A 25,038-nucleotide genomic window follows, 5' to 3' on the forward strand; every position below is an offset into this window, starting at 1 on the left:
TCCTTTCATTTTTGATAGTACCTGCTTTGACATTATACATGCTGTTTCTGAACAATTTCTCAACAACTTTTAGCAATTGGGCAGGAACTTTTGGACAAGTAATAAATACAAAACTAATGAATTGAAGCAAAACCAAATACTAGAAATTAAAACTGACTCATTATTTATATCATACAAGCCGATAGAAACGCATAAATAAATCGTATCTATTTTAAAAATAAGTCGCTAGTACTATAACAAGCCAATGATAGTTTATAAACCAGGAAGAAAGTTTTGTAACACCTTGTCGAAAATGAAAATAAAGTAGGAGATCCTAAAAGATAATTCTTTAGGATTTCCTACTTTTAATTTAAGCTTTAATTTTTATTTCGTACCGGCACTATCCATTTGCGCCTTATAAGCATCTAATTGACGTTGTAGCTCAGCGATTACTTTATCATAACCAGCCAATTTGAGCTTATCCCGATACTCTTGAACAGCTTGCGCAGGATCGCCTGCTTTACCATAAGAGATCGCAGGTCCCATTTCGCCTGTGACTTGAGAGATAGCCGTTAATTCAGATTCAATAGCTGTTTTGTCAAATACAAATTGTCCATACGGATAAGGTTTTTTGATTTTGTCGTACTCATCATACATTGTACCGATCTTATCCCATGTGGTGTCGCTAGGAATCTCAAATTTGTCCATACGTCCTGCCCAGAAGTCAGAATAGAATGAATCGTTAGTTTCATTGTAGTTCGCAGGAAGTACACGTTTGCCATCTTTGATATCATATTGAACGCCTTCCATACCATAGTTAATCAACTGGTACACTTCTTTATCGTTACGAATAAGATCGTATGCCATCAATGCACGTTCTGGATTTTTGCTATGTGCACCAAGAGATACACCGCCATGAGTGATCGGCATTTCTAGTAAATTATTGCTAGTGCGGGAGAACGGATACATCATCAGTTCAGAACCGGGTTGATCTTTATCCATTTGTACACGAAGTCCAGAGAATGTCTGTGTATGATGACTGTCCATACCGTTCTGACCTGCGCGTAGTGCATTACGTGCATCATTTTTGTTGTTTAGTACATCTTCACGCCAGTATCCTTTATCCGCCCAATCTTTCATCAATTTAGCAAAGTCTAGGAACGTATCTTCAAATACCGGGCTAACGACTTTATACCGATCATCATACGATTCGGTGTTGAAAATAGGCATATATCCTGTCGAGATCGGTAACTCTAGATGAGGCGTATACGATTGCACCCAACCTCCAAAGTTACTTGTACTGGCTTGAACATCATAAGGAATCACATCAGGTTTGTTGTCTTTGATCCATTGCAGATATTTGCCAATCGTATTCCAATCTTTGATCGGTTCTGTAATGCCTGCTTGTTTCGCCCAATCTCCACGATAGAAGAATCCATGGTTGATCCATTGCGTGTAATCGTTTTCAGGAATAAGAACGATTTTGCCATCGTATTTGCTTTGTGCCCAGTCTTCTTGTGGAATCTCTTTCCACGTTTTTGGAGCGTATTTAGGTAGAAGATCGTCTAGTGGTAAAAAGGCACCACGTTGTGCATTAGACCATGTATCCAACCAGTCCGTTCCGATTGTCACTAGATCTACAGGTTCACCGGATGCAAGCAACAGATTGTATTTGGTCTGCCAATCTGCCCATTCGACCCATTTCCATTGTAGTTCAGCATTGATCTTTTCTTTCATAATAGCATTAACTTTTTCCATCACTTTTTCGAATTGACCGTTTTTTGGTTTGTCTCCTAAGACGACAAAGCTAATAGTCACGAATTGAGAAGTATCGCCACCTGCACTACTGCTTTCTTTTTTACCTCCACATGCTGCAAGACTAATGACCATCACTGCAATCAGTATTGAAATCGTTAATTTACGAAATCTGGACATCTGTTAACCTCCTTAGAATAAAAGCGAATCTTTCGCATAGACGGTAGGATGAACTTAGCCTTTGACCGCACCAACAGTAATCCCTTTAATAAAATAACGTTGCACAAATGGGTAAAATAAAATAACAGGCCCAGTCGCTACAACCGCAGTTGCCATTTTCATCGTTTCCAGTGGAACATCGCTCATCGCTACATTTGATGAAGCCGCAGAGTTACGAATAAAGTCTGCACTGGTTACCACGTTATACAAAAATAACTGCAAAGGACGATAATCCATATCCGGTGAAAGAAATAGCATCGCGTTATACCATTCATTCCAGTATCCAAGTGCAATAAACAGTCCAATCGTAGCTAGTGCTGGAGTCGTCATTGGCAAGATCAGTCGTAAAAAGATTGTAAAATCGCCAGCGCCATCAATCTTCGCAGATTCAGTGATCGCATGGGGAATAGAACGTACAAAACTTTTCATCATAATGATCAGAAAAGGAGTTAACAACCCCGGTAAAAGAACGGCTAAGTAACTATCTTTAAGATCTAAGTATTGAGTGATCAGTAGATAAAAGGGAACTAATCCACCGGAGAATAACGTTGTGAAATAGATAAAAAATGAGATCTTATTACGATACGAAAAATCAGGTCGTTGTAACGCATATCCTGTCATGGCTACGATAAATAGACCCACCACAGTACCCACAATCGTAATGCCCATCGTGACCAGATAAGAACCGATAATCAATTTGGGATTTTCAAAAACGATCTGGTAAGCAAAAGTACTGAATTCATGAGGCCATATATTGAAGCCAAACTTTTTGACAGCCGCTTCACTTGTAAAAGAAGTGCCTAGAATGATCAAAAAAGGCAGCAAACAAGAAATGGCGAATAACCCGATAAAAATGTAACCAAACCAGCTCATAATGATTTCAGTGTAATCGGTACGAATCCGTGCAGGTCGTGGAGTATTACCTCCAATCAGATCACGTTCATTGCGAATATCCATTCATGTTCACCTCCTAGAATAGTGAATTTTCAGGCGATACTTTTTTGACGATCCAATTCGCTGTTAATACCACAACAAATCCAAAGACAGATTGATATAGGCTCACTGCGCTACCCATAGAGAAGTTAAAGTTAGTCATCAAGGAACGGAATACATACGTTTCGATAATATCTGTACTTGCATACAGTGCTGTATTATTCGCACCCACGAGGTTAAAGAATAGGCCGAAGTTTCCTTTCAAAATACCACCTAGTGAGAACAACAAAAGAATAATAAAAGTAGGCTTAAGCCATGGAAGAACGATATAGATAATACGTTGGAAAGCATTGGCTCCATCAATCTCAGATGCTTCTACGATTTCACTATCAAGTCCCATAATTGCAGCGAAATATACAATCGATCCATATCCAGTGGTCTGCCAGAGATATGTGATCACAATAATAAATGGCCATAGATGAGGTTCAGAGTAAGCTTTGACAGGATCAAGATGAAGAGAACGCAAAATGCCATTCAGCAACCCGTAATCGTAGCTCAAAATATTATAAGCAAGCAGACCGATCAGTACCGCAGAGATAAAATAAGGCAAAAACATAAGCGTTTGCGATATTTTTTTGAACCATTTTTTGCGAATTTCATTTAATAAAATAGCCACGGTGATCTGGGCAATATTACCAAGTACAATAAAAGCAATATTGTATGCCACTGTGTTAAAGGTGAGTCGCCAGAGATCGCCGGTAATGATAAGGAATTTGAAATTATCCCATCCGACAAATGGACTGCTGAATATTCCATCGGTGTAATTATATTTGACAAAAGCCAGATATAATCCAGGCATAGGTAGATAAGCAAAAATGCAAAAGAATACGATAGCTGGCAAGCACATCAGCAGGAGCACACGGCTGTTGCGGAAATGCTTACGTTTGGAATTTTTGACACGTACAGCAGGGATCGATTTGGCTGTATCCAAGTGATATTCCTCCTTTGTGCTTTAAACCATTTCTTTTTTTGTAGCGCTTACATTTTGCTAAGTGTGTTGTTGTTCTTTTTATTGTAAGGGGTTCTTTGCGTTTTCTATTGCACAATACTGCTATTAACCATCATCATTCTGCTACGATTTGAATTTTAGAAAAGGGTAAATCATAAAAATGAAAAGGGTTACAAAAAGAGGTTGTATGATCAATTTCGACATGATATGATAGCAGGCTTAATATTGTAAATGATTCATAGTTTGGAACCCTGTGCATTTGGGGTAAAGAGTAACGAAAGCATCTAATTGAAGATGCATACAGAATCGTTAATCTATTGTTCTCAAAGAGAGGGGCATCATTCCAATGACATCATTCAAGTATACGACACTTACTGTACTAGGCAGTCTATTGATTGCAGGAGCAGTAACCGGATGTTCCAACCCGGACGCAACACCTGCTGCACAAGACCAGACTGAAAATAAAGGTCCAAATACAGGTCAGACCGATAGCAGCACAACCGATCAAAAAAATGCGAGCGAGCAATCAGACCTAGCGGATCTAAGACAGTATTCGTCTGATCCGAACAAATCAGATATGAATGCTGATTTTAATGTAGTAGGTACTTTTGTTAGTCAAAATGAAGATAATTTGACGATTAAAGTGAGCGGAAACGAAGTTGTGATTCCGAAGAAAAGTTCGTTTGAAAAAGGCGATTCGTTGCCAGACAATATGGATGGACAAGAGATCAGTGTCAAAATTGATAATCAAAGTCAATCCGCTGTCAGTGCAGAACTAGCTAAAGCAGCAAATGATGAAGATAATACGACTAAAGATCCAATCGGAACGTATGTAAGTGAAGATACGAAGACCGTAATGATCAAAAAAGGTGAAAAAGAAGTATCTTATAATAAAGCTGCTGATTTTGAAGAAAATGTAGAAGCAGGCGCAGCGGATATGACAGGCAAAACGGTTCAATTGGAACTGGATGCTGAGGGTAATGTTAAACGCGTAAGCTTGCAGTATCAAGATACAAGTTCAGGTTAATAAGCATAATGTGTTCGCCATTTGTCTGAGTTTGATTGTATCTATAATGAGTACTAATGAAAAAGCACCTCTTATCGCCTGAAATCTTGCCCTAAATGACTGGGAAAGTTTTCGGATAAGAGGTGCTTTTTGTTGTACATATGGATAGTGATGATCTAACAGCTAGCATATACGCTTTACCTGTTAGACCTCATCCTAACTTATGTGCGATGGTTTACTTATTTGTAGACTTTAACGCGTTCTTCAACAGGTTGGAATGTTTTTTCGCCAGCAGGAGCAGCAGGTTTACCGAAAGGCATTTGTGCAACCAATTGCCATTGTGCTGGGATATCCCAAGTTGATTTTACTTCTGCATCAATCACTGGATTGTAATGTTGTAGTGTAGCGCCTAGACCTTCTGCTTCAAGTGCTGTCCAGATCACCAATTGCAACATACCGTTAGCATGGTGTCCCCAAAGTGGGAAGTTGTCTTTATAAGCTTCAAATTGATTTTGAAGATTTGTAATAATGTCTGTATCTTCAAAGAACAATACAGTACCATACCCATTTTTGAACATACTCATTTTGTCAGCTGTTCCTTGGAACGCTTCTTCGTTATTTACAATACCACGCAATGTTTCTGTAGTGATATCCCATAATTTATCATGTTGCTCGCCTAGTAATACAACAACGCGTGCGCTTTGAGAGTTAAAAGAAGATGGAGTATATTTTACTGCTTCTTCAACGATTTCTTGGATTCTGCTATCTGCAATTGGAGATTCTTTGCTGATTACGTAGATAGAACGTCTGTTTTCAAGTGCTTGGAAAAAGTCTAAAGCCATAATGTGTTTCCTCCTTGGAATGTATAAATGTTTGTTACTTACTTTTATAATGATACTACATATTTGTTATAAATCAATAGGTAATCCAAAAAAATCTTAACATTAAGATAAATAAGGATAACTTTCCGAAAAAAGTTATACACATGTGGATAGAATAAATTTAGAGTGTAGAGTTAGAAGAATGTTCCTTGTAATAGCACTTGTCCTGTGTACAAGCATAAAAAACAGTAACTACTTTATAAGATCAAAGTAGTTACTGTTTAATCTTTTACACGATCGATGTTTGATTAGAGAACTACAATTATAGAGCGCCAACCAGTATTTCAGCAAATTCTTCTAAAAAAGCTTGATCTTCTGCATCAAAACGCTCTTTTAGAGGGCTGTCGATATCGAGTACACCAATTAACGTATCGCCTTTGACTAAAGGAACAACGATCTCGCTGTTTGAAGCGGCATCGCAAGCGATATGTCCAGGAAATTCGTGTACATCCGCAATGCGTAATGTGCGACGCTCTGAAGCGGATGTACCACATACACCTTTGCCTAAAGGGATGCGAATACAAGCAGGCAATCCTTGAAAAGGACCTAATACTAATTCTTTACCATCATATAGATAGAATCCTGCCCAGTTCGTATCGTTTAAGCATTGTTTTAGCAACGCAGATGCATTAGCCAGATTCGCTACACGATCAGGCTCATCCGCAATTAGACTTTTCAATTGACTCAAAGCCGTCTTGTATTGTTCTTCACGCGTACCACTATACGCTATATTTTCAAACATGAGTTTCACCTTTTTTCCAATAGATTATAACCATCAAGCCTATAAAACAGTATACAACTGCTCTATTTATTTGCAAATAGTAAAGTCGAAATTGTGCATCATCCCAACGATTAGGTAATTGATCAATAAATAACCCAGAAATTGTTTCCGCTTCTAGGGCGACGGGTAATTACAGCGTGAATCTAATAACCGGAAGGAGAGGAATTTATGCACGCTGAAGTACAGAATTTGTTTATTCGTATTCATCTACTTCACCATTCCCATGAAGCCAAATTAACAGTCAATGATATGCAACCGTTTCTGGAAGATCGGGGTTATCGTGTAGGCGAACGTGAGATTAAGCAAGAACTAGAATATCTGGTACAGGAAAATATGCTGACCTCCAGTAGCGATGAATATATAATCACAGGTACAGGCATTCAAGAGTTAAAAGCGATCCGTAAACGGTTATCTCTATTGTGCGGAGAAGTGGTTCCGGGTTCTTCCAAATCGGTAAGTCAACGCAAATCATATAAAGAACCATCGGTGGTAGGTTAACGATTATTCTTTATTCCAATCTATAGCTCAATATCGTTCCCATTGAAAAGAGCGCTGATCTTCGCTATCTAAGCGGATATCAACGCTCTTTTCAGTATATTTATAAAAATAAATTGACTTCTTTTAATTGTTAACCTAAATTATATAAAGTGGTTAACAATTAACGGAGGTTAGAATATGACAACAAAAGAAATGGTATATGCAGCCTTATTTGCTGCTCTTATTAGTGTATTCGCATTGATCCCACCGATTCCTTTAGGATTTATTCCGGTGCCGATTACAGTACAGACACTGGGCGTTATGATTGCTGGAGGATTTTTAGGTAAAAAGGTTGGCGGTATTGCTTTGGTCTTATTTCTTGTCTTGGTAGCGATAGGATTGCCTGTACTACCCGGTGGACGTGCCGGATTATCTGTTCTAGTGGGGCCTACAGGAGGATATCTATTGAGCTGGCCGATTGCTGCTTTTTGTATCGGATATGCTACCGAAAAAGTATGGTCTCGTTTGAAATTATGGAAAATGATTCTGATCAATATCATTTTCGGCGTATTGTTGATCAATCTGATCGGTGCTCCGTTTATGGCATGGGTGACGAATACTTCTGTATGGGCAGGGCTTGTAGGAGGCGTAGCCTTTTTACCGGGAGACTGTATCAAAGCCGTTATTGCCGCTATCATTATATGGCAGTTAAAAGCGATTAGTCCGATAGAAGTAAAGGCTAATCAATAAAGGAAGTGAACGAATGCTGACATTCAATCATGTTCATTTTTATTATAAAAAAGGACAGCCTATTATAGAAGATATGAGCTTTACTATACATCCAGGCGAATTTGTAGCGATTGTCGGAGCCAACGGTTGTGGGAAATCTACGATTGCCAAGTTGATCGATGGATTGGTATTACCCCAGCAGGGCACAGTGCAATGGAACACATTAGATACATCTAACCAGATCGAACTTGCAGATATTCGGCGACAGATCGGCTATATTTTTCAAAATCCAGAAGATCAGTTTATTACAACTACGGTTAGAGATGAAGTACTATTTGGCTTAGAAAATATAGCTGTACCCCGCGCTGAAATGGAATATCGAGTACTTGAAGCATTACAAGCAGTGCAGATGGAATCCCATATCGATGCAGAACCTCATCAATTATCTGGTGGGCAAAAGCAACGTGTAGCGATAGCAGCCATACTAGCGATGCGTCCGCATATGATTATTTTCGATGAAGCGACATCAATGCTTGATCCGCAAGGGAGAGAGCAGGTGCTTCATATCATGCACAAGCTTCACCAACAAGGGATAACGATTGTTCATATTTCCCATCATATGGATGAAGTGTTAACAGCAGAACGTGTATTACTTATTGATCAAGGACAACTGATCTTCGATGGCTCACCGCAATCTTTTTTTGCAGACGTTCCTGTAGCCCGGTATCAATTACAAGTTCCTTTTGCTGTGCGTGTTCATCAGCTCCTTCAACTCACCACTCCTGTGGCACCCCAGTGGAAAGAGGCGGTTCAGACACAATGGTCTATCAACTCCAAAAGGTAAGTGTACGTTATCAAGATCATCATGCTTTACAAGATATAAGCTGTACGATTGAAGCTGGCCAATGGATCTCAGTGATTGGACAGACTGGAGCAGGCAAGTCGACACTAGTGCAAGTATTGAAAGGATTAATTCCTCTATTCCAAGGAGAGTATCTTGTTGACGATCAAGCGGTAGCAACAGATGCCAAAGGAAAGGTCAAGGTTCGACCTGAGATCGGTTATGTTTTTCAATATCCAGAGCATCAATTGTTCGAGACGACTATAGCTAAAGAATTAGCTTTTGCACCCAAACAACAACGCTGTTCTGCTTCGGAAATCCAGCAAAGGATTACAGCTATTTTGCCTCAAGTGGGGTTAACTGAAGATATATTAGAGTTAGCGCCTTTTCAATTAAGTGGCGGGCAAAAAAGACGGGTAGCATTGGCTTCTGTTTTAATGATGAATCCTCAAGTGTTGATTGTCGATGAACCTACCGCAGGTCTCGATCCTGTCGGTCGTACAGATATGCTACAGTGGCTTCAGCAATGGCAAAAACAAGAGAATCGCACTCTGATTTTGGTGTCTCATCATATGGACGATGTAGCTCAATATTCAGACGAAGTTCTTTTATTGCATCAAGGTCGATTGATCGGACAGTATGATCCTGTGACTTTATTTATTGAGCAATCTCATCTATTAGAACAAAGCGGATTGGTGTTGCCAGAATCTATTCAATTATTGAAGTTGATCGAACAATGCTCCGGGCAGAAGATAGAGATAGACAGTTGCCGTGAACAAGATATTTTCGCCAAAATTATACCTGTTTGGCATCGAAAGGAGCAGGCTTTTGGCTAATCCCGTACTTATTGGTCAATATGTAGAGACTCATTCGATTATTCATCGCTTAGATCCACGTACGAAATTGATCAGTTTATTTATATTTATGCTGAGCTTGATATGGCTGAATACAGGAATTAGCTATATCGTAGCTAGTTTATTTGTGATCGTGATTGTAGGAATCACTCGTATTCCAGTTGTTATTTTTTGGCGTGGACTGATTCCATTAGTCGTTATTTTATTATTTACGTTTGTCTACAATATGCTATTTACAGAGGGCAGCATTATTTGGTCATGGGGATGGTTACACATTACGATAGAAGGATTGGAGAATGGTGTACGTTTGGTGTGGCGCATTATTTTGTTAGTCATACTGGCAGCGATCTTAACATTAACGACTAAGCCGTTAACACTAGCCTACGGGTTAGAAAAATTAATGTATCCACTGGGGAAACTTAACGTACCTATTGAACAATTTTCATTAATGATCGTGATAGCGATTCGTTTTATCCCGACTATTTTAGAAGAATTAGAGCGTATTTTGTTAGCGCAAAAAGCAAGAGGATACGATCTCACTACACTTCGCTTACCACAACGTGTGCTAGCGTATATTCCTATTTTAGTTCCATTGCTATTTACGATTGTTCAACGGGCTGAACATCTTAGTGATGCGATCGATGCTCGTGCTTATGGCAAAGGTAAAGGCAGAACATCGTATCGACAACTACAGTGGCAATCTATCGATTATATCGTGATGATTATCGCCATCCTAATTGCGCTAGGTCTGTTATTATTAAATATAATGAAGATATAGACCTATCAGATAAGGATGATAATGATGAAATGGAATACAAGAATAACAGAGCTATTACAGATTGAATATCCCATCATAGAAGGTGGACTAGCCTATCTAGGTTACTCTGACCTTGCGGCTGCGGTCTGTAATGCAGGTGGACTCGGGCAAATTACAGCTATGAGTCTGCCAGATGCCGAAGCATTACGTGAAGATATTCGTCGTCTACGTACATTAACAGATAAGCCGTTTGGGGTGAACTTTGCGATAGGGCAGTATGGATTCGGTTATGAAGATCGAGTACAAGTGGCTATAGATGAACATGTTCCAGTAGTCACAATTACAGGAGGCAATCCAGCACCTGTATTAGAGATGCTTAGACCTACAGCTATCAAAGCATTAGTGCTTGTATCTTCACCCAGACAAGCGCAAAAAGCAGAGCAATTAGGTGCAGATGCTGTGATCGTTGTTGGACAAGAAGGCGGTGGACATCTGGGGATCGATGATGTAGGAACGATGGTATTGGTTCCCCAAGTAGTCGATGCAGTGAGTATTCCAGTGGTCGCTTCAGGAGGGATCGGAGACGGTCGAGGCTGGATGGCGGCACATGCGCTAGGTGCAGAAGGTATAGAAATGGGCACACGCTTTATTGCTACAACCGAATGTATACATGCATCAGCTTCTTATAAAAAAGCACTGGTCGACAGCGCAGCATCCGATACCGTGATTATCAAACGCTCTATCAAAGCACCTGCAAGAGTATTACGAACGGACTATACCAATGAAATTCTAAAAATCGAACAAGCCACACCCACCTATGAAGCGTTAAAATCCTATATCAGTGGCGAAGCCAACAAACGATGGATCTATGATGACCAACCCGAACAAGGCTTCGCCTGGGCAGGACAAGTCATCGGTCTCATCAAAGACATCCCAACCGTAGCAGAACTCATCCAACGCATGCTCCAAGAAGCCCAAGACATCCGTCAAAAGTGGTCAACCTAATCAATTAATAGGGTTAATTTTTTTCTTAAAATATCTCCCACCACGATCTAGAGCGGAGGGGAATAATCATTCTGAAAGAGCGAAGCGCTCGCCTTTGTAAGCTAATCCCTACCGCCGCAAAGCGGTTATTCAAGGGATCAGCTTACACCAGCGACGACAAGAACGATTATTCCCCGTAGCGCTCTCATTCACTCCACCCAAGCGATATTTTCAAAAAACAAACCCAAAAAGGATCATTTCGCATTCTCTCCTGCACAACATGGAGAAAATAGGGAATGATCCTTTTTTTAATAGAGTATGCGGAACGTACAAACGGTTTATTTACGCATAGCAGGAGACAAACGTTCTGCTTCCATACCTAATTTTTTGAGTAAGAAAATCATTTGTTCTTTCTCTTGGAAATTCAGACCGCTTAACGCATAATTCAGACGTTCTTCATATTTTGGATAAATTTCATCCATCACAGCACGTCCCACATCAGTCAGTTCAGCATAGATCACACGACGATCGGTAGGACAAGGATGACGGCGTAACAATCCGCTGTGTTCTAACTTGTCGATCACATAAGTAACATTACCACTTTGTAGTAATAATTTAGCACCAATTTGTTGTATCGGTTGGGCGCTTTTAAAATAAAGAACTTCCATTACAGCAAAAGCAGTAGAGTTGAAGCCTTCAATTTTGCTTCCAGCTACAGCATGTTCACTCAAACTTTTAAAAGCTTTAGCGAAAACACGGTAAAGGTGCATAGATTGTTCAGTATCATTCATGGACATATTGATCATGATAAATTCACCCTTTCTAGGCAGTTTAGTGTGGAATATATTCATCAAATGAATTAATGGATTGGAATATAAATCTATTTTACTTGTAATTTTATTGAAAAAACATGCGATTTGTCACAATGGTAGACTTTTTAAATATTAAATTTAAATATTAAATTCCAATCAAAGCGTGGAAAAGTAGGATAAATTGTGGATAACGATTTTTGAAACATAAAATTTACAAAAAAATAGATTTTCTCTTGCTTTGTTTGCTGTGTGTTAACTGTGTATAAGTGGATAAAATTTGTGGATAATTGTGTGTATAAATAGAGTGAATATTAAATTACGGACAATATACGTAAAATTAGTATAGAATGTATAGCAAAATCGTATAAATAAGCAGTTTTCCACAATCTATCCCCTGATTTCGGTGCATAATTATTTTTTTAAATGATTAAGGTGGAAGTATTTTACTTAAATCTATCCTCAGGCTGTGTATAACTTGTTGATAAAGTGTGTGTAAACCCTTAATATCTGGTACTAATTTGTGTATAAGTTGTTTATAATTCAAAAATCGAATTTACATAAAAAGAGATCAAATATCTACTGATTTTGACCCTTATTGATTACAGTATAAAGATCAGTTATAACGCAGAAACCACATCTGATGAAATTCAATTAATTCTAACGAATAAAAGAATAGAGGAATGATACATGGTGAGAAATAATATCGCTGCTGCACGCAAACAACCTTCAGAATCGTCGTTGAAAGAGATTTTATCTAGCTTTTGGGACCCGAACGGTCGAGTGATGATGGCTGTACACAGAGGAAATTGGAAGCAAGCACCAGAAAACTCATTAGCAGCGATTCAATATTCAGTTGTTGCTGGAGCGGATATGATTGAAATTGATGTACAACAGACTGCGGATGGTGTGTTGATTCTGATGCATGATGAGACCGTCGATCGAATGACCAATGGAACAGGCTCTATTAATGAAATGACGTTTAGACAGTTGCGGGAACTTCGTCTGCGTCAATATCAAGGTGGAATCAATCAAACATTAACCAATTACAGTATTCCTACATTAGAAGAAATATTAATTTTGATCAAAAATAAAGTTATGATTAATTTGGATAAATGTTGGGATTATCGGGAGCAAGTCTATGAAGTATTATTACGTACAGGTACAGTATCGCAAGCTTTATTTAAAAGTACAGCCAGTGCGGCAGAAGTACAGTTATTTTTGGCAGATAAAATAGAGCAACCGTTGTATATGCAGATTATTGATGATTCGAATCCGGAGATGGTTCAAGATATTGATTACATTTGTGCAGCGGTACAGCCACAAGCTTTTGAGATTTGCTTTGAAGATGAAGCAGACGAACGGATATCCATAGAAGTATTAGACCGTATCAAAAGCAATCATTGCCGTATTTGGACAAATACAATGTGGGATTCGATCTGCGGTGGTCATTCAGATATTATTTCTCGGGTAGATGTATCAGAAGGATGGGAATGGCATATTCGCCGTGGTGTGAATATGATTCAGACCGATGATCCAGAAGGATTATTTGCGTATCTTAACGAATAACATAAGGATAGCTATTATTTGATCTATATTGCACAACTATCATACAAAAAAGAAGCTTTCCATAACGATAGGAAAAGCTTCTTTTTGTGTATAAACAAAATCGTTTATACTTGACTGGCTTGAAGTGCTGCACTTTTGCCTGCATTATAACCGGTAGTAAAAGCAGCAGTAATATTGTATCCACCTGTATAGCCATGAATATCTAACACTTCACCACAAAAGTATAATCCGTTCATTAATTTAGATTCCATGGTTTTGGGATCGACTTCTTTCAGGTTTACACCGCCACCTGTAACAAAAGCTTCTTTGATCGACAGTGTACCATGCATCGCAATCGGGAAAGCTTTGAGTAATTTCGCCATCTCTAACCATAATTGACGGGGAATATTATAGAAGGTAATATCGTCTTCTAGTCCTGATTTGCTCAAGATCAGCGGAATCATTCGTTCAGGTAGATAACCTTTTAATACATTTTTAATCGCTTTTTTTGAATCCGTTTCCGCTAAAGCAAGAGTTTCATTATAGACATCATCTACCGATTTGTCAGGAAACAAGTCTAGCGTGACCATAATAGAAGTCACCGGAAATTTTTTGAGTGCTTTGACCACATATTGGCTACATCTTAGAGCGGTAGGACCAGATATCCCGAAATGGGTAAAAATCATATCGCCATCATGATAAATTAACTTTTTGCCCTTTGGATTCCAGACGGTTAAGCCGATATTACGTAAAGATAATCCTTGAAGTTCTTTGCTCTGAATAAATGGTTCTGGTGAAGTCATAGGAACTTCAGTAGGATAAAGGTCTGTAATCGTATGTCCTGCTTGTTCTGCCCAGGCATAACCATCGCCTTCTGAACCAGTCTGAGGAACCGATTTACCACCTACAGCGATAATAACAGCCCGGCTGTGAAATACTTCGCCAGAGCGAAGTCGTACTCCGACAGCCTGTCCTTGATCGTATAGCACTTCGTCTACAGGGCTATTGGTACGAATCTGTACGCCTTGAGAACGCACTTTATTAATCAGTGCATCGACAACTGTTTTGGCTTTGTCTGATACAGGGAACATTCTACCGTTATCTTCTTCTTTAAGCTGAATACCCATATTTTCAAAAAAAGTCATAATATCTCGATTGCTAAAATTAGCGAGAGCACTGTATAGAAAACGTCCGTTACCCGGAATGTATTTGATCAAGTCATCGATTTCTTTGGCATTGGTGACATTGCAACGTCCACCACCAGAGATTCCAAGCTTACGCCCTAATTTGTTTCCTTTATCAACGAGTAGAACCTGTGCACCATCTTCACTTGCTGCGACACTTGCCATCAGTCCAGCTGATCCGCCGCCAATTACTATAATATCGTATATCAACATGTATCTTTCCTTTGTCTTAAAAATAGGAACAGACTCTGTACTATCCAAGAATCGTTCTTTTTCAATATACCACTAATAAGGAATGGATAGGACAACAAATCATAAATAGTTATTGAACAAATGTTTATAATGATAGCGAGCAGGGGTATTGAGTAGATGATTTCAAAATATTAGCGTAAATTTCTATATATTGTAATGTAATGTCTGCTATGATTTAATCGGGATAAGACATATGTAAAGGAGGGGCACGTCATTATTATTGTCGTCAAGGAAATTCTACTGCAAATGTTGTCTGTAGGTTCTGCTATTTTTTTCTTCATGGGCGTTATTGAACGCAGTGGCTACGATTCCTTGCATAATGGACGATTAGCATGGCGTGGATATTCTCCCGTTATTGTAGTTTCCTTTGCCATTAGTATAATGATTTGTTGGTTTTTCTCGATGTATAGTGCATCTCCCTACGCTTTACATATGGGCGTAGTTTCACTGATTGTTGGAGTCATGTATATAGGCCCTCTTCGCGGTATAGTTTTGCTGGGGTTAGGTATCGCAATGTATTTTATATTTAACAACCATTGGAGTTGGAATGGCTTACTTATAGATACCGGATTATTACTGTTTCCGTTTATATGCCTGATTTCTTTACGATTTCGCATAGCGACTTTAAAAGTTAAACGCTCGTTTGTAGCGTCTCTTATTTTGTTAAGTGCTGTATTATCTATGATTATTTCGTTGTTAAATCAAAATGCAGTACCTATGAGTACGGAACTCTGGATCATGGTCGTGATGATTGTTTTGGCGGCATTAGCTGCAGGAGATTATTGCGTGCAAGCGATTGAACGTATTATAGAGAAAAAAGAAATTGATCGACAGATGTTACGTTTATCGAACAAATTTATTACAGAAGCTGAAAAGTTACGTCAGATTATGAATGTATCACCCATGATTATTACATCGCTTGATGAACATGGACGGATTACTTCGATTAATGCAAGCGCTTTGCAATTGATGAAACGCTCCTTCCCGGATATGACCGCAGAATCTGCAATTGGGTTTCATTTCACCGGCTTGCAAAAAGAAGATATTACACCAGGTCTACACGAAGTAGTGACGTTAACGAAAGCTGCTCAAGCAGGGCAAGAAACGATTAACAAATTGCTTCGTCTAGGCTATGGTTCATTTTATGTGAATATCGTGCCTTTGCGTACATTTTCAGAAGAACCGTCTGGTGTGGTTATTTTGAGTCAAGATACGACAGAGTTAGAACGGTTACGTAACGAATTGGATCATGTGGAGCAATTAAGCCTCGTTGGTAAAATGGCTGCTAGTATCACGCATGAGATCCGCAATCCAATGGCAGTCGTTAGAGGGTTTTTGCAGTTAATGCAAGAAAAGAGCCCACCTTCGCTAGATCATTATTACGTGATAGTAATGGATGAGCTGGATCGTGCAAATAGTATTATTAACGACTTTTTGTCTCTAGCACAGAATCGAGTGGTTGAGAAGCAGTGGATTCATTTACATTCTATTATAGAAGAATTGCTGCCGTTATTATGGGCAGATGCGAATCTACGAGGACAAAGTATCGTTTTTGTACCCGGCAAAGATTTGCCTGAACTGAACTTAAATTCCAAAGAGATCAAACAGCTTATTCTGAACCTGGCACGCAATGGAATGGAATCGATGGATGACAAAGGTGAGCTCAAGATCGAGACGTATTGTCATGGCAATGAGGTGACCATGAGTATTCAAGATATAGGGCCGGGAATTTCTCCAGATAAGTTGGAGAAATTATTTGAGCCATTTTATACGACCAAATCCAAAGGGACAGGCTTGGGGTTATCGCTTTGCCTGAGTATTGTTGAGCGCCATCATGGTCGTATTCAGGTAGAATCAGAAGAAGGCGTCAAAACAACGTTTAACGTCATCTTTGATCCTTCGCATGATCAAGTGAATTCTACTGAAAATAAAGATTAATTTATGGTATTGTCTTAACAAGTATTGTATTCTGTTGCTTGCTTTCAGCCTATATGACTGTATAATATAACTTAACGCTTATTAAAAGTAAGGAGTGAATAACAATGTCAATGTCTTTTGATCAATATATGCGAGATATGGTTCAACCGATGCGGGATGAACTAACTACACTAGGTATTACGGAGCTTCGTACTCCAGAAGAGGTAGAAGCACATCTTCCTGATCAAAAAGGAACAACACTGGTTGTCGTGAACTCTGTATGCGGATGCGCAGCAGGTCAATGTCGTCCAGGCGTAGCTCAAGCACTGCAAAATGAATTAAAACCGGATCATTTGTATACGGTATTTGCAGGACAAGATAAAGAAGCAACAGCCAAAGCACGCGAATATTTCGCACCATTCCCACCGTCTTCGCCTTCGATTGCTTTGATGAAAGATGGAGAATTAGTCCACTTTATCGAGCGTCACCAGATTGAAAATAATTCAGCAGAAGATATTGCTTATGCATTGAATGATGCATTTGAAAAATATTGCCTGTAATCTAACCTAACGGTTTATATAAACATCTATCAATGTCCTGCGATTTTCGGCTAAGCTGAAAATGGTAGGGCATTTGTTTTTTTTAGCTGATATGAATAGAATGGAATGGGTAAAGATGTATTACAGAATGAATAAAAGGAGTGGAAATAAAGATGAGTATACAACAGCAAATTATTGATGATTTACGTGTTCAACCAACAATTGAACCGGATGCAGAGATTCGCAAGCGTGTTGATTTTCTCAAATCCTATATTCAACAATCAGGTACACAAGGATTACTGATTGCAATTAGCGGTGGAATTGATAGTGCAGTTGCCGCAGGTCTTTGTAAACAAGCAACGGATGAGCTTAGTGAGTCCACAGGTAAAAAATACATGACACTTGGTGTATATCAACCGTATGGACAACAATCAGATATTGCTGATAGCTATGCAGTTGCTGAAGCTTTCAAGCTTGAACATACCGTTGAAACCGATGTACAGAGCGGTGTAGATGCCATCACTGATCTTGTAAATAAAGTGTTGCCAAGCATTGATATTCAAGATCCGATTACACCTCAAGCCAAAGGTAATATCAAAGCAAGAACACGTATGGTCACTCAATATGCACTAGCTAATGAATTGAATTTGTTAGTAGTCGGAACCGATCATGCTTCTGAAGCGATCACAGGCTTTTTCACCAAATATGGGGATGGCGCAGTAGATATCACGCCATTAAGCACGTTAAACAAACGTCAGGTTCGTCAATTGGCTACACATATGGCTGTACCCCAATCGATTCTAGACAAAGCTCCTTCTGCTGGACTATGGGAAGATCAAACGGATGAAGACGAATTAGGGATTACGTATAATGACAATAGTGACTATCTAGAAGGCAAAACAATAGATCCAGTAGCAGCAGAGCGTCTTGAAAGTTATTACAAACGCACTGCACACAAACGTGATCCAATTCCAGGTATCTAAATCACAGTTGCTATACTATAAAGTCTGAACATAATGACGGATTTTTTTATACACACGAAAAAACAGCGTTCTTTTAACCTGAGCAAAGGTTGAAAGAACGCTGTTTTATGCTTGGATGTAAAGTGGCAACCCAAATAACTAAATAGATTAATCCAAACGACTACCAATAACACTACGAATAAATGTACTGCTGGCTTCCAATGCTTGATCCAATTGAGGAGAAGAACCGACAAAAGGATGAACCGTATTAAACATATGGTTACCGCCTTCAATAGCAACATAGTTAATCGAAGGATTAGCATTTAACAAAGCTTGTGAGCCTTCAAGCAGATGAGGATGATCTTCTGTTCCTTGCACAAGCATAATCGGCAAAGCAGCTTCTGTTATTCGATGAAGCAGATCATATTGTTCACGGTGCTCCTCAATATCATCAATAATGATTCGATCAAGTGGCATTTGTTGACCTGTACGTGCATTGGTAATATAACTTCTGCCCGCAGTCACCATTTCTTTTTTCTGTTCTGTCGTGAATAAGCTTGGCAGATCGCTTATACCATTCCATGATAATACACCAGCAATCTGATCTGGATGATCGAGTGCATGCACTAGACTGACTCCACCTCCACGGCTATGACCAAGCACAAAAACAGGTACTTCTTGATATTGTGATTGTTCTTTTATATAATTCGTCAAGTTCGATAAATCTTCCAATTCAAAACCATACGTATTACGAGCAAATAACTCAAGCTCTGTAAATTCTTCTGGCTGTTCGCCAATACCATTATGTGAGAAATTAAATGTAATCACATCACCGATACTGCTCAACTGCTGGGCAACATACGGGAACATGCCCCAATCTTTGAATCCTTTATAACCATGAGCGATAATAATAACAGCTCGTACTTCATGCTTAGCAGGGTAGCGAGTACAACGAATGACTGCCCCGTCTGCTCCGGGGATCGTGAATGAATTTGACATCATCATTACCTCCTTCTAAGTACTACTTACCCAAAGCACTTGGTAATCAAAGCGTAACCGATATCGAATAAGCAATGATTCGGGCTTTAGCTCAATATCTAACTATACATGCTTGGCAGTACAAGCAACACCAATGGTACAATAATAGTATTCAAGATTGGAATGTGCAGGAGGTACGTATTTTGATTTATGGTATAGGACATGATGTCCTTGAAATTAAACGGGTAGCTAGAATTGTTACAGGTTCACAAGGGTCCAAATTTATAGATCGTATACTAACACCAGCCGAACGTAACATTGCTCAGACCAAAGGAGCCAAACTACACGAATTTGTAGCTGGACGGTTTGCTGCCAAAGAAGCTATTTCTAAAGGATTCGGCTCTGGGATTGGCGCTACAATAAGCTTTGGTGATATAGAGATTGTACCGAATCCTTCAGGCAAACCTACGGTTGCCTTATCTGCTCAAGCATGGGAGCGATTAGGATTATCAGATCAAGCTGAACAGTATGCTATTCATTTAAGCATTTCTCACCAGACCGAATTAGCTTCTGCTTTTGCCGTTATCGAAAAAATAACGTTAACCCATTGAAATTAAGCATGTTATCTACACTTATGCACCTCATTTACAACATGATTCTACATCATATCTGATCACACAAGATTGCGATCATTGAAGGAGAGTACTATGTCTAATTTAGCCTTACAGCAAGAAGCCAAAACGTATTTTAGTCGTGAATTGTTAGTCTGGTATGACGAACATAAGCGTGATTTGCCATGGAGACGAAGTCGTAACCCTTATCATATCTGGATCTCTGAAATTATGTTACAGCAGACACGTGTTGATACTGTAATTCCTTACTTTACTCGCTTTATCGAGAAATTCCCGACGGTAGAAGCATTAGCGACTGCACCGGAAGAAGAAGTGTTAAAAAGCTGGGAAGGGCTAGGCTATTACTCACGTGCCCGTAATCTACAAGCAGCGGCGCAACAAGTGGTAGAGCGTCATGAAGGCATTGTACCGAATACACCAGAAGAAATCTCTGCACTCAAGGGAATAGGCCCGTATACTGCGGGTGCAGTGCTTAGTATTGCTTATGGTGTTCCTGTTCCAGCCGTAGATGGTAACGTGATGCGTGTATTATCGAGATACTTCTGCTTAGAAGATGATATTGCTAAAGGGCCTACACGGGTCAAAATGGAAGTGCTCGCTAAAGAGTTAATTCCACGTGGTCGTGCTTCGGATTTCAATCAAGCGTTAATGGAACTTGGAGCTATGGTATGTACGCCCAAATCCCCGGGTTGCCTTACCTGTCCGGTGATGAAGCATTGTGAAGGACGAATGAATGGGATGGAGCTTATATTGCCGATCAAAACCAAATCCAAACCTCCACGTCCTGAACATCGTTTACTGGCTCTGGTTGAAGGAACAGGAGAACGCGCAGGACAAGTATTGATTCGTCAACGTCCAGCTACAGGATTACTTGCACGCATGTGGGAGTTGCCTCATATTCTTGCAGACGATTCCAAAAAAGCAGGTGCAGGTGCAGACTTGTCGGATGCAGATGCAATGAAGCGCTTAACGTATGGGATTCATAACGAAGGAGTAGATATCCAACCGCTAGAGCCGTGGATTACAGAAGAGCATACGTTTAGCCATATCCATTGGACGATGCGTGTATTCCGCTGTCGTGAAGCTGGAGTCTCTGCTAAAGGGCAACAATCAGAGCCTGCTGTTCGTTATACAAGTTCGGCGACACAGCCGTTAGAAGCGTCACAAGGCGCTTTGAAAGAGATCGATCCTTTGGAATATGAACAAGCTACACTAGAACTCAAATTATCAGGTTCAACACCAAGCAGTCTACAGAAAATCCAAAAACAACTTCACCTTGATGATACATTGGCAGTAGAACAACAAGAAGCGGTTGCAGAGCATCCAGAAGTTTATGAAGCTGTTCCAAGTACACTGGTGGGTGAAGCTTTTGCTTACGATTATCGCTGGATTACCGCAGACGATATGAAAAATTATGCGTTTCCCAATCTATTTCTCAAAATTCTGCAACAGCATTTTGCCCAGTAAAAAGGAGCGATATAGCCATGATATCGTTAGAGGAAAGTGAACAATCATTAACCGAGCACGAATGGCAGACCTTTGCTAACAGTATAGACTATCCAATTCCAGAATCGTTCAAAGAATTCTATTTACAGCATAATGGAGGTTATCTAGAACCGTTATTTGTAGATGGGGAAGAATATGCGCCTTTGATTCATGGATTTATGCCTATTACGTATGGTTCACTAACGATAGAGCAATTAATGATAGATATGCAGTATGCGTGGGATATTTTGCAAGAAGTCTGTATTCCATTTGCTTCTGATGCTGGAGGTAACAGCTTTTTGTTACGAATAGTGCCTCAACACTATGGAGAAGTTGTTGTCTGGCTTGAGGAAGAGGAGTCGATCATTCCTTGTCGTCATTCTTTTGCCGAATTGCTAGAGGATCTGCCTTATTATTAAGTGTGACTGATTTTTAAAGCTTGATAGTGACATCATAAAGTATAGTTACAACGAGAATATAGCGTACAGTAGAGATTCAGTATTGTACGCTATTTCTGTTGTGAATATAGCTATACTAATTTGGCTTTGTAGATTTGCAGGACAAATCCAAAAGCAATCAATTGAAAGTTTTATCATCCGGTGTGTTTTGATGTAACTTATTTTGGAGAACATGTTGAAACAATGGGTACTCTAATCTATAATGATAATCATTATCAATTAGAGTCAATTGCTGAAAGTTTAACGAAAATACATAGTACACAGAGATATGATATTTTGGAAATGATGGAGGTAAGTCATTATGAAACCTAAAGAATTAGGAGCGTTACTGTTATTGGGTGCTCTCTGGGGAGCCTCATTTATATTTATACGAATAGCCGCACCTGTATTGGGGCCGATCTGGCTGATTGATTTACGTGTATGGATTGCAGGTATTGTACTACTTATCTATGCGCTTATTGTACGCAAATTGCCTGATTTTAAAAAGGAATGGAAATATTATCTGATGTTGGGTCTATTAAATGCAGCTATTCCTTTTTCACTTATTGCGTATTCAGCTGTTCATCTTAATGCTTCTTTAACAGCTATTTTGAATGCTACAACCCCCCTTTTTACAGCGATTGTAGCTCGCATCTGGTTAAAAGAATATTTATCTGTTCGTAAAGTGATTGGTATTCTGATTGGACTTGTAGGTGTGTGTATTCTGATGGGTTGGAGTTCAGTTCCGTTTACTCTAGAAGTATGGTTGTCGATCGGTGCTTCACTAACAGCGGCGTTATTTTATGGCATTGGCAGTGTATATACGAAACTTACCTTTACCAATACACCGGCTCTTTCGTTATCGATCGGGCAACAGCTAGCAGCCGGAATTATTCTTATTCCTTTAAGTGTAGTGACTGTACCGACAGCAACGATTTCGCTAACGGTGATGATCGCTGTATTAGGGTTAGCGGTGTTATGTACGGCTATTGGCTACCTGTTATATTTCTATCTCGTGGAGCATGTCGGCCCAACCAAAACAGTAAGTGTAACTTTTTTAGTTCCGCTATTCGGTATTTTCTGGGGAATCTTGCTCTTAAATGAACATATTACTTTAGGAACGATTGTCGGGTTGATCGTGATTTTTATAGGTGTTATTTTGATGAATGGTGTACAGAAGACCAAGAAGATCAGAGTATAAAGAATACAAAAAAAGCCCTTTGGAATATAAATACTCCAAAGGGCTTTTTGATACTGCTATTGTAAAAGAGTATATTCTTATTTTGCAGCAGCGTAACGTTTGTTTACTGCATCCCAGTTGATTACATTCCAGAAAGCTGCAATGTAGTCAGGGCGTTTGTTTTGATATTTAAGGTAGTATGCATGTTCCCACACATCAATACCAAGCAATGGAGTAGCACCTTCCATAACCGGGCTATCTTGGTTAGGAGTACTTGTTACTGCCAATTTGCCATCTTTAACAACTAGCCAAGCCCAACCGCTACCAAAACGAGTAGTTGCTGCTTTAGCGAAGTCTTCTTTGAATTTCTCAAATCCACCTAGTTCGCTATCGATTGCTGCTGCGATATCACCAGTAGGTGCGCCGCCAGCGTCAGGTCCGATAATTTCCCAGAAAAGACTGTGGTTGTAATGTCCGCCACCGTGGTTACGAACTGCTGTACGAATACCTTCAGGTACGCTGTCCAGGTTGCTGATCAATTCTTCTAAGCTTTTGCTTTGCAATTCAGGAGCACTTTCCAAAGCGGTATTCAGACTAGTCACATATGTGTTGTGATGACGGTCATGGTGAATCATCATCGTTTGTTCGTCGATGTGTGGTTCCAGAGCGTTGTTAGGGTACGGTAATGCTGGTAATTCGAATGCCATTGTAAAATACCTCCCAGAATTTAGAATTCAGAAACGAAAGTTAGCAGAAACAATAAGAAAAATAGTATTCAACTTAATGACAACTGCTAAAAACCGTTCCCTATGTAAATAAACATATTACTCTCTATATTAAACCGTATATTTTTGACTAAATCAACTTTTATGTTTAGAAAGTTGATGTGGTGCGGGTTCCGAGCGATTTATTTTATTTTAATATATAAAAAGAATAGAAGGAAAAAGAGTCGAAAATGCACGAAATATGACAAAAAGTATAGTGAGGTTACTAAAGTAGTGTTATACTATATTTTGTCCCGCATACAACTTTAATTGAAGATATAATAATTGTCGTGAATATTTATAAGCGTTTATTTATAAATATAATTGGATATCCTTTAATTACCAAATTATGTTTAAAGTGGAACTGATAGGTGAAAAACAGAGTAATTAAGCGCTTTCAAAAGAAAATTGGTGTAATCTGGCGGAAATTGTGGTTTAATTATCGTTGAGGTTATATTCTGCACATTTTTGCAGTTTTTTGTTGTCTTTTGGTCGATGTGTACTATAGGATTTTATGCAATCCTTTATCGTTGGACGCAACGCTTCTATAAGCGAATGTCCTTCTTTTTGTTTTTTTATAAGGGTGTACTTAATCAAGCTGATGAAAAGGGAGTTTGGAGTATGAATGTTCGTTCCTTTAAATTAAGTGATTTGAGTCTCGTTACAGAACTCTTGCAGGTGGCTTTATCTGAAGAATGTTACGAGAACACGATGGGACCGTTCGCCACACAATTATCATGGGATTCCGAGCTAATCGTAGTAGCGGAACAAGGCGAAGAGATTGTTGGTCTATTAATCGGTACAATCGATCGGAATTTTGGTTGTTATTACCGCATCGCTGTACATCCTGATGTTAGACGCAGAGGTGTAGGTACGGCACTTGTCAAAGCTATGGAACAACGTTTTGAGCAACGCAATGTCAGTGGCATTATGGTCGCTGGCGATGAGCACAACAAGGCTGTATTACCACTTTACGAAGCAATGGGATATGGAGAGAATAAAGTCTTGAAGACTTTTGACAAACTCAGTATCGTTGCTGTTCATGCGTAAAGTTTAGAGAGAAGAATTTTATGTAATATCCACATATGAGCACATCTTGCCCTCCGAAACACGGATGGGAATAAAGATGTGCTTTTCTATATTTAG

Annotated in this window: 25 protein-coding genes; 16 read left to right on the plus strand and 9 right to left on the minus strand. The window is 39.3% G+C overall.

The annotated features are described in order from the left end of the window. Positions 1 to 363 precede the first annotated feature (363 nt). From PO903_RS08170 to PO903_RS08180, 3 genes are read right to left on the minus strand one after another with little or no spacing between them, the layout of a single operon-like run. Positions 364 to 1,914: a DUF3502 domain-containing protein gene (locus PO903_RS08170; protein ID WP_137224919.1), complete on the minus strand. Its 1,551-nt coding sequence runs from the start codon at positions 1,912 to 1,914 to the stop codon at positions 364 to 366. Positions 1,915 to 1,968: 54 nt separating this feature from the next. Then, entirely contained in the window at positions 1,969 to 2,910 is a 942-nt protein-coding gene (locus PO903_RS08175; RefSeq protein ID WP_069329455.1) for a carbohydrate ABC transporter permease, read from the minus strand. A gap of 13 nt (positions 2,911 to 2,923) precedes the next feature. Further along, entirely contained in the window at positions 2,924 to 3,793 is an 870-nt protein-coding gene (locus PO903_RS08180) for an ABC transporter permease (protein WP_241669423.1), read from the minus strand. 448 nt (positions 3,794 to 4,241) lie between these two features. On the opposite strand from PO903_RS08180, the gene PO903_RS08185 reads away from it, so the two are divergent. Beyond that, positions 4,242 to 4,922 (plus strand): hypothetical protein, encoded by a 681-nt coding sequence (locus PO903_RS08185; RefSeq protein ID WP_069329453.1) that lies wholly within the window; start codon positions 4,242 to 4,244, stop codon positions 4,920 to 4,922. 218 nt (positions 4,923 to 5,140) lie between these two features. Here the strand turns inward: PO903_RS08185 and PO903_RS08190 are convergent, their stop codons facing one another. Continuing rightward, positions 5,141 to 5,743, minus strand: a complete 603-nt coding sequence (locus PO903_RS08190; protein WP_069329452.1) for a nitroreductase family protein — start codon at positions 5,741 to 5,743, stop codon at positions 5,141 to 5,143. A 301-nt stretch (positions 5,744 to 6,044) separates the two neighbouring features. Then, positions 6,045 to 6,524: a free L-methionine (R)-S-oxide reductase MsrC gene (gene msrC / locus PO903_RS08195; RefSeq protein WP_273593106.1), complete on the minus strand. Its 480-nt coding sequence runs from the start codon at positions 6,522 to 6,524 to the stop codon at positions 6,045 to 6,047. A gap of 207 nt (positions 6,525 to 6,731) precedes the next feature. Between msrC and PO903_RS08200 the strand changes: the two genes are divergently transcribed. The 6 genes from PO903_RS08200 to PO903_RS08225 all read left to right on the plus strand — a co-directional run bounded on the left by PO903_RS08200 (position 6,732) and on the right by PO903_RS08225 (position 11,226). Then, complete coding sequence (locus tag PO903_RS08200) at positions 6,732 to 7,061, plus strand: hypothetical protein (protein WP_069329450.1); 330 nt, start codon at positions 6,732 to 6,734, stop codon at positions 7,059 to 7,061. A gap of 177 nt (positions 7,062 to 7,238) precedes the next feature. Then, positions 7,239 to 7,790 carry a biotin transporter BioY gene (locus PO903_RS08205; RefSeq protein WP_273593107.1) on the plus strand — a complete coding sequence of 184 codons (552 nt, stop codon included), beginning with the start codon at positions 7,239 to 7,241 and terminating at the stop codon, positions 7,788 to 7,790. A 13-nt stretch (positions 7,791 to 7,803) separates the two neighbouring features. Then, positions 7,804 to 8,613, plus strand: coding sequence for an energy-coupling factor transporter ATPase (locus tag PO903_RS08210; RefSeq protein WP_273593108.1), 810 nt, complete (start codon positions 7,804 to 7,806; stop codon positions 8,611 to 8,613). Beyond that, positions 8,589 to 9,446, plus strand: a complete 858-nt coding sequence (locus PO903_RS08215; RefSeq protein ID WP_273593109.1) for an ATP-binding cassette domain-containing protein — start codon at positions 8,589 to 8,591, stop codon at positions 9,444 to 9,446. Before PO903_RS08210 ends, PO903_RS08215 begins: the two co-directional genes overlap by 25 nt. Next, entirely contained in the window at positions 9,439 to 10,242 is an 804-nt protein-coding gene (locus tag PO903_RS08220) for an energy-coupling factor transporter transmembrane component T family protein (protein ID WP_273593110.1), read from the plus strand. Before PO903_RS08215 ends, PO903_RS08220 begins: the two co-directional genes overlap by 8 nt. 24 nt (positions 10,243 to 10,266) lie before the next feature. After that, the gene (locus PO903_RS08225) at positions 10,267 to 11,226 is read left to right on the plus strand and encodes an NAD(P)H-dependent flavin oxidoreductase (RefSeq protein ID WP_137224937.1); all 960 of its coding nucleotides are present in this window, start codon (positions 10,267 to 10,269) and stop codon (positions 11,224 to 11,226) included. A gap of 317 nt (positions 11,227 to 11,543) precedes the next feature. Here PO903_RS08225 and PO903_RS08230 read toward each other — a convergent pair whose 3' ends face one another. Further along, positions 11,544 to 12,011: a MarR family winged helix-turn-helix transcriptional regulator gene (locus PO903_RS08230; protein WP_069329444.1), complete on the minus strand. Its 468-nt coding sequence runs from the start codon at positions 12,009 to 12,011 to the stop codon at positions 11,544 to 11,546. 693 nt (positions 12,012 to 12,704) lie between these two features. On the opposite strand from PO903_RS08230, the gene PO903_RS08235 reads away from it, so the two are divergent. Beyond that, positions 12,705 to 13,583 carry a glycerophosphodiester phosphodiesterase family protein gene (locus tag PO903_RS08235; RefSeq protein ID WP_273593111.1) on the plus strand — a complete coding sequence of 293 codons (879 nt, stop codon included), beginning with the start codon at positions 12,705 to 12,707 and terminating at the stop codon, positions 13,581 to 13,583. 104 nt (positions 13,584 to 13,687) lie between these two features. Here PO903_RS08235 and PO903_RS08240 read toward each other — a convergent pair whose 3' ends face one another. Next, positions 13,688 to 14,956 (minus strand): BaiN/RdsA family NAD(P)/FAD-dependent oxidoreductase, encoded by a 1,269-nt coding sequence (locus PO903_RS08240; protein ID WP_273594634.1) that lies wholly within the window; start codon positions 14,954 to 14,956, stop codon positions 13,688 to 13,690. Between the two features lie 288 nt (positions 14,957 to 15,244). On the opposite strand from PO903_RS08240, the gene PO903_RS08245 reads away from it, so the two are divergent. From PO903_RS08245 to nadE, 3 genes are all read left to right on the plus strand, one after another. Then, positions 15,245 to 16,936, plus strand: a complete 1,692-nt coding sequence (locus PO903_RS08245; protein ID WP_273593112.1) for an ATP-binding protein — start codon at positions 15,245 to 15,247, stop codon at positions 16,934 to 16,936. Between the two features lie 104 nt (positions 16,937 to 17,040). Next, a complete protein-coding gene (locus PO903_RS08250) occupies positions 17,041 to 17,475 on the plus strand; it encodes a BrxA/BrxB family bacilliredoxin (protein WP_069329441.1) in 435 nt (144 codons plus the stop codon). A 152-nt stretch (positions 17,476 to 17,627) separates the two neighbouring features. After that, entirely contained in the window at positions 17,628 to 18,437 is an 810-nt protein-coding gene (gene nadE, locus PO903_RS08255; protein WP_273593113.1) for an NAD(+) synthase, read from the plus strand. A gap of 147 nt (positions 18,438 to 18,584) precedes the next feature. Here the strand turns inward: nadE and PO903_RS08260 are convergent, their stop codons facing one another. Beyond that, positions 18,585 to 19,415, minus strand: coding sequence for an alpha/beta hydrolase family protein (locus tag PO903_RS08260; protein WP_273593114.1), 831 nt, complete (start codon positions 19,413 to 19,415; stop codon positions 18,585 to 18,587). Positions 19,416 to 19,597: 182 nt separating this feature from the next. On the opposite strand from PO903_RS08260, the gene acpS reads away from it, so the two are divergent. From acpS to PO903_RS08280, 4 genes are all read left to right on the plus strand, one after another. Then, positions 19,598 to 20,005, plus strand: coding sequence for a holo-ACP synthase (acpS, locus tag PO903_RS08265; protein ID WP_069329438.1), 408 nt, complete (start codon positions 19,598 to 19,600; stop codon positions 20,003 to 20,005). A 96-nt stretch (positions 20,006 to 20,101) separates the two neighbouring features. Next, entirely contained in the window at positions 20,102 to 21,493 is a 1,392-nt protein-coding gene (gene mutY, locus PO903_RS08270) for an A/G-specific adenine glycosylase (RefSeq protein WP_273593115.1), read from the plus strand. Positions 21,494 to 21,510: 17 nt separating this feature from the next. Further along, on the plus strand, positions 21,511 to 21,930 hold the full coding sequence (locus tag PO903_RS08275) for an SMI1/KNR4 family protein (protein WP_069329436.1): 420 nt from the start codon (positions 21,511 to 21,513) through the stop codon (positions 21,928 to 21,930). Positions 21,931 to 22,270: 340 nt separating this feature from the next. Then, complete coding sequence (locus PO903_RS08280) at positions 22,271 to 23,149, plus strand: DMT family transporter (RefSeq protein WP_137224947.1); 879 nt, start codon at positions 22,271 to 22,273, stop codon at positions 23,147 to 23,149. A 77-nt stretch (positions 23,150 to 23,226) separates the two neighbouring features. On the opposite strand, the gene PO903_RS08285 is transcribed toward PO903_RS08280, so the two are convergent. Next, complete coding sequence (locus tag PO903_RS08285) at positions 23,227 to 23,835, minus strand: superoxide dismutase (protein WP_069329434.1); 609 nt, start codon at positions 23,833 to 23,835, stop codon at positions 23,227 to 23,229. 678 nt (positions 23,836 to 24,513) lie between these two features. Between PO903_RS08285 and PO903_RS08290 the strand changes: the two genes are divergently transcribed. Next, entirely contained in the window at positions 24,514 to 24,942 is a 429-nt protein-coding gene (locus tag PO903_RS08290; protein WP_069329433.1) for a GNAT family N-acetyltransferase, read from the plus strand. Positions 24,943 to 25,038: the final 96 nt, after the last annotated feature.

This window comes from Paenibacillus sp. PK4536, from assembly GCF_028594455.2.
Lineage (GTDB): Bacteria > Bacillota > Bacilli > Paenibacillales > Paenibacillaceae > Saccharibacillus > Saccharibacillus nuruki.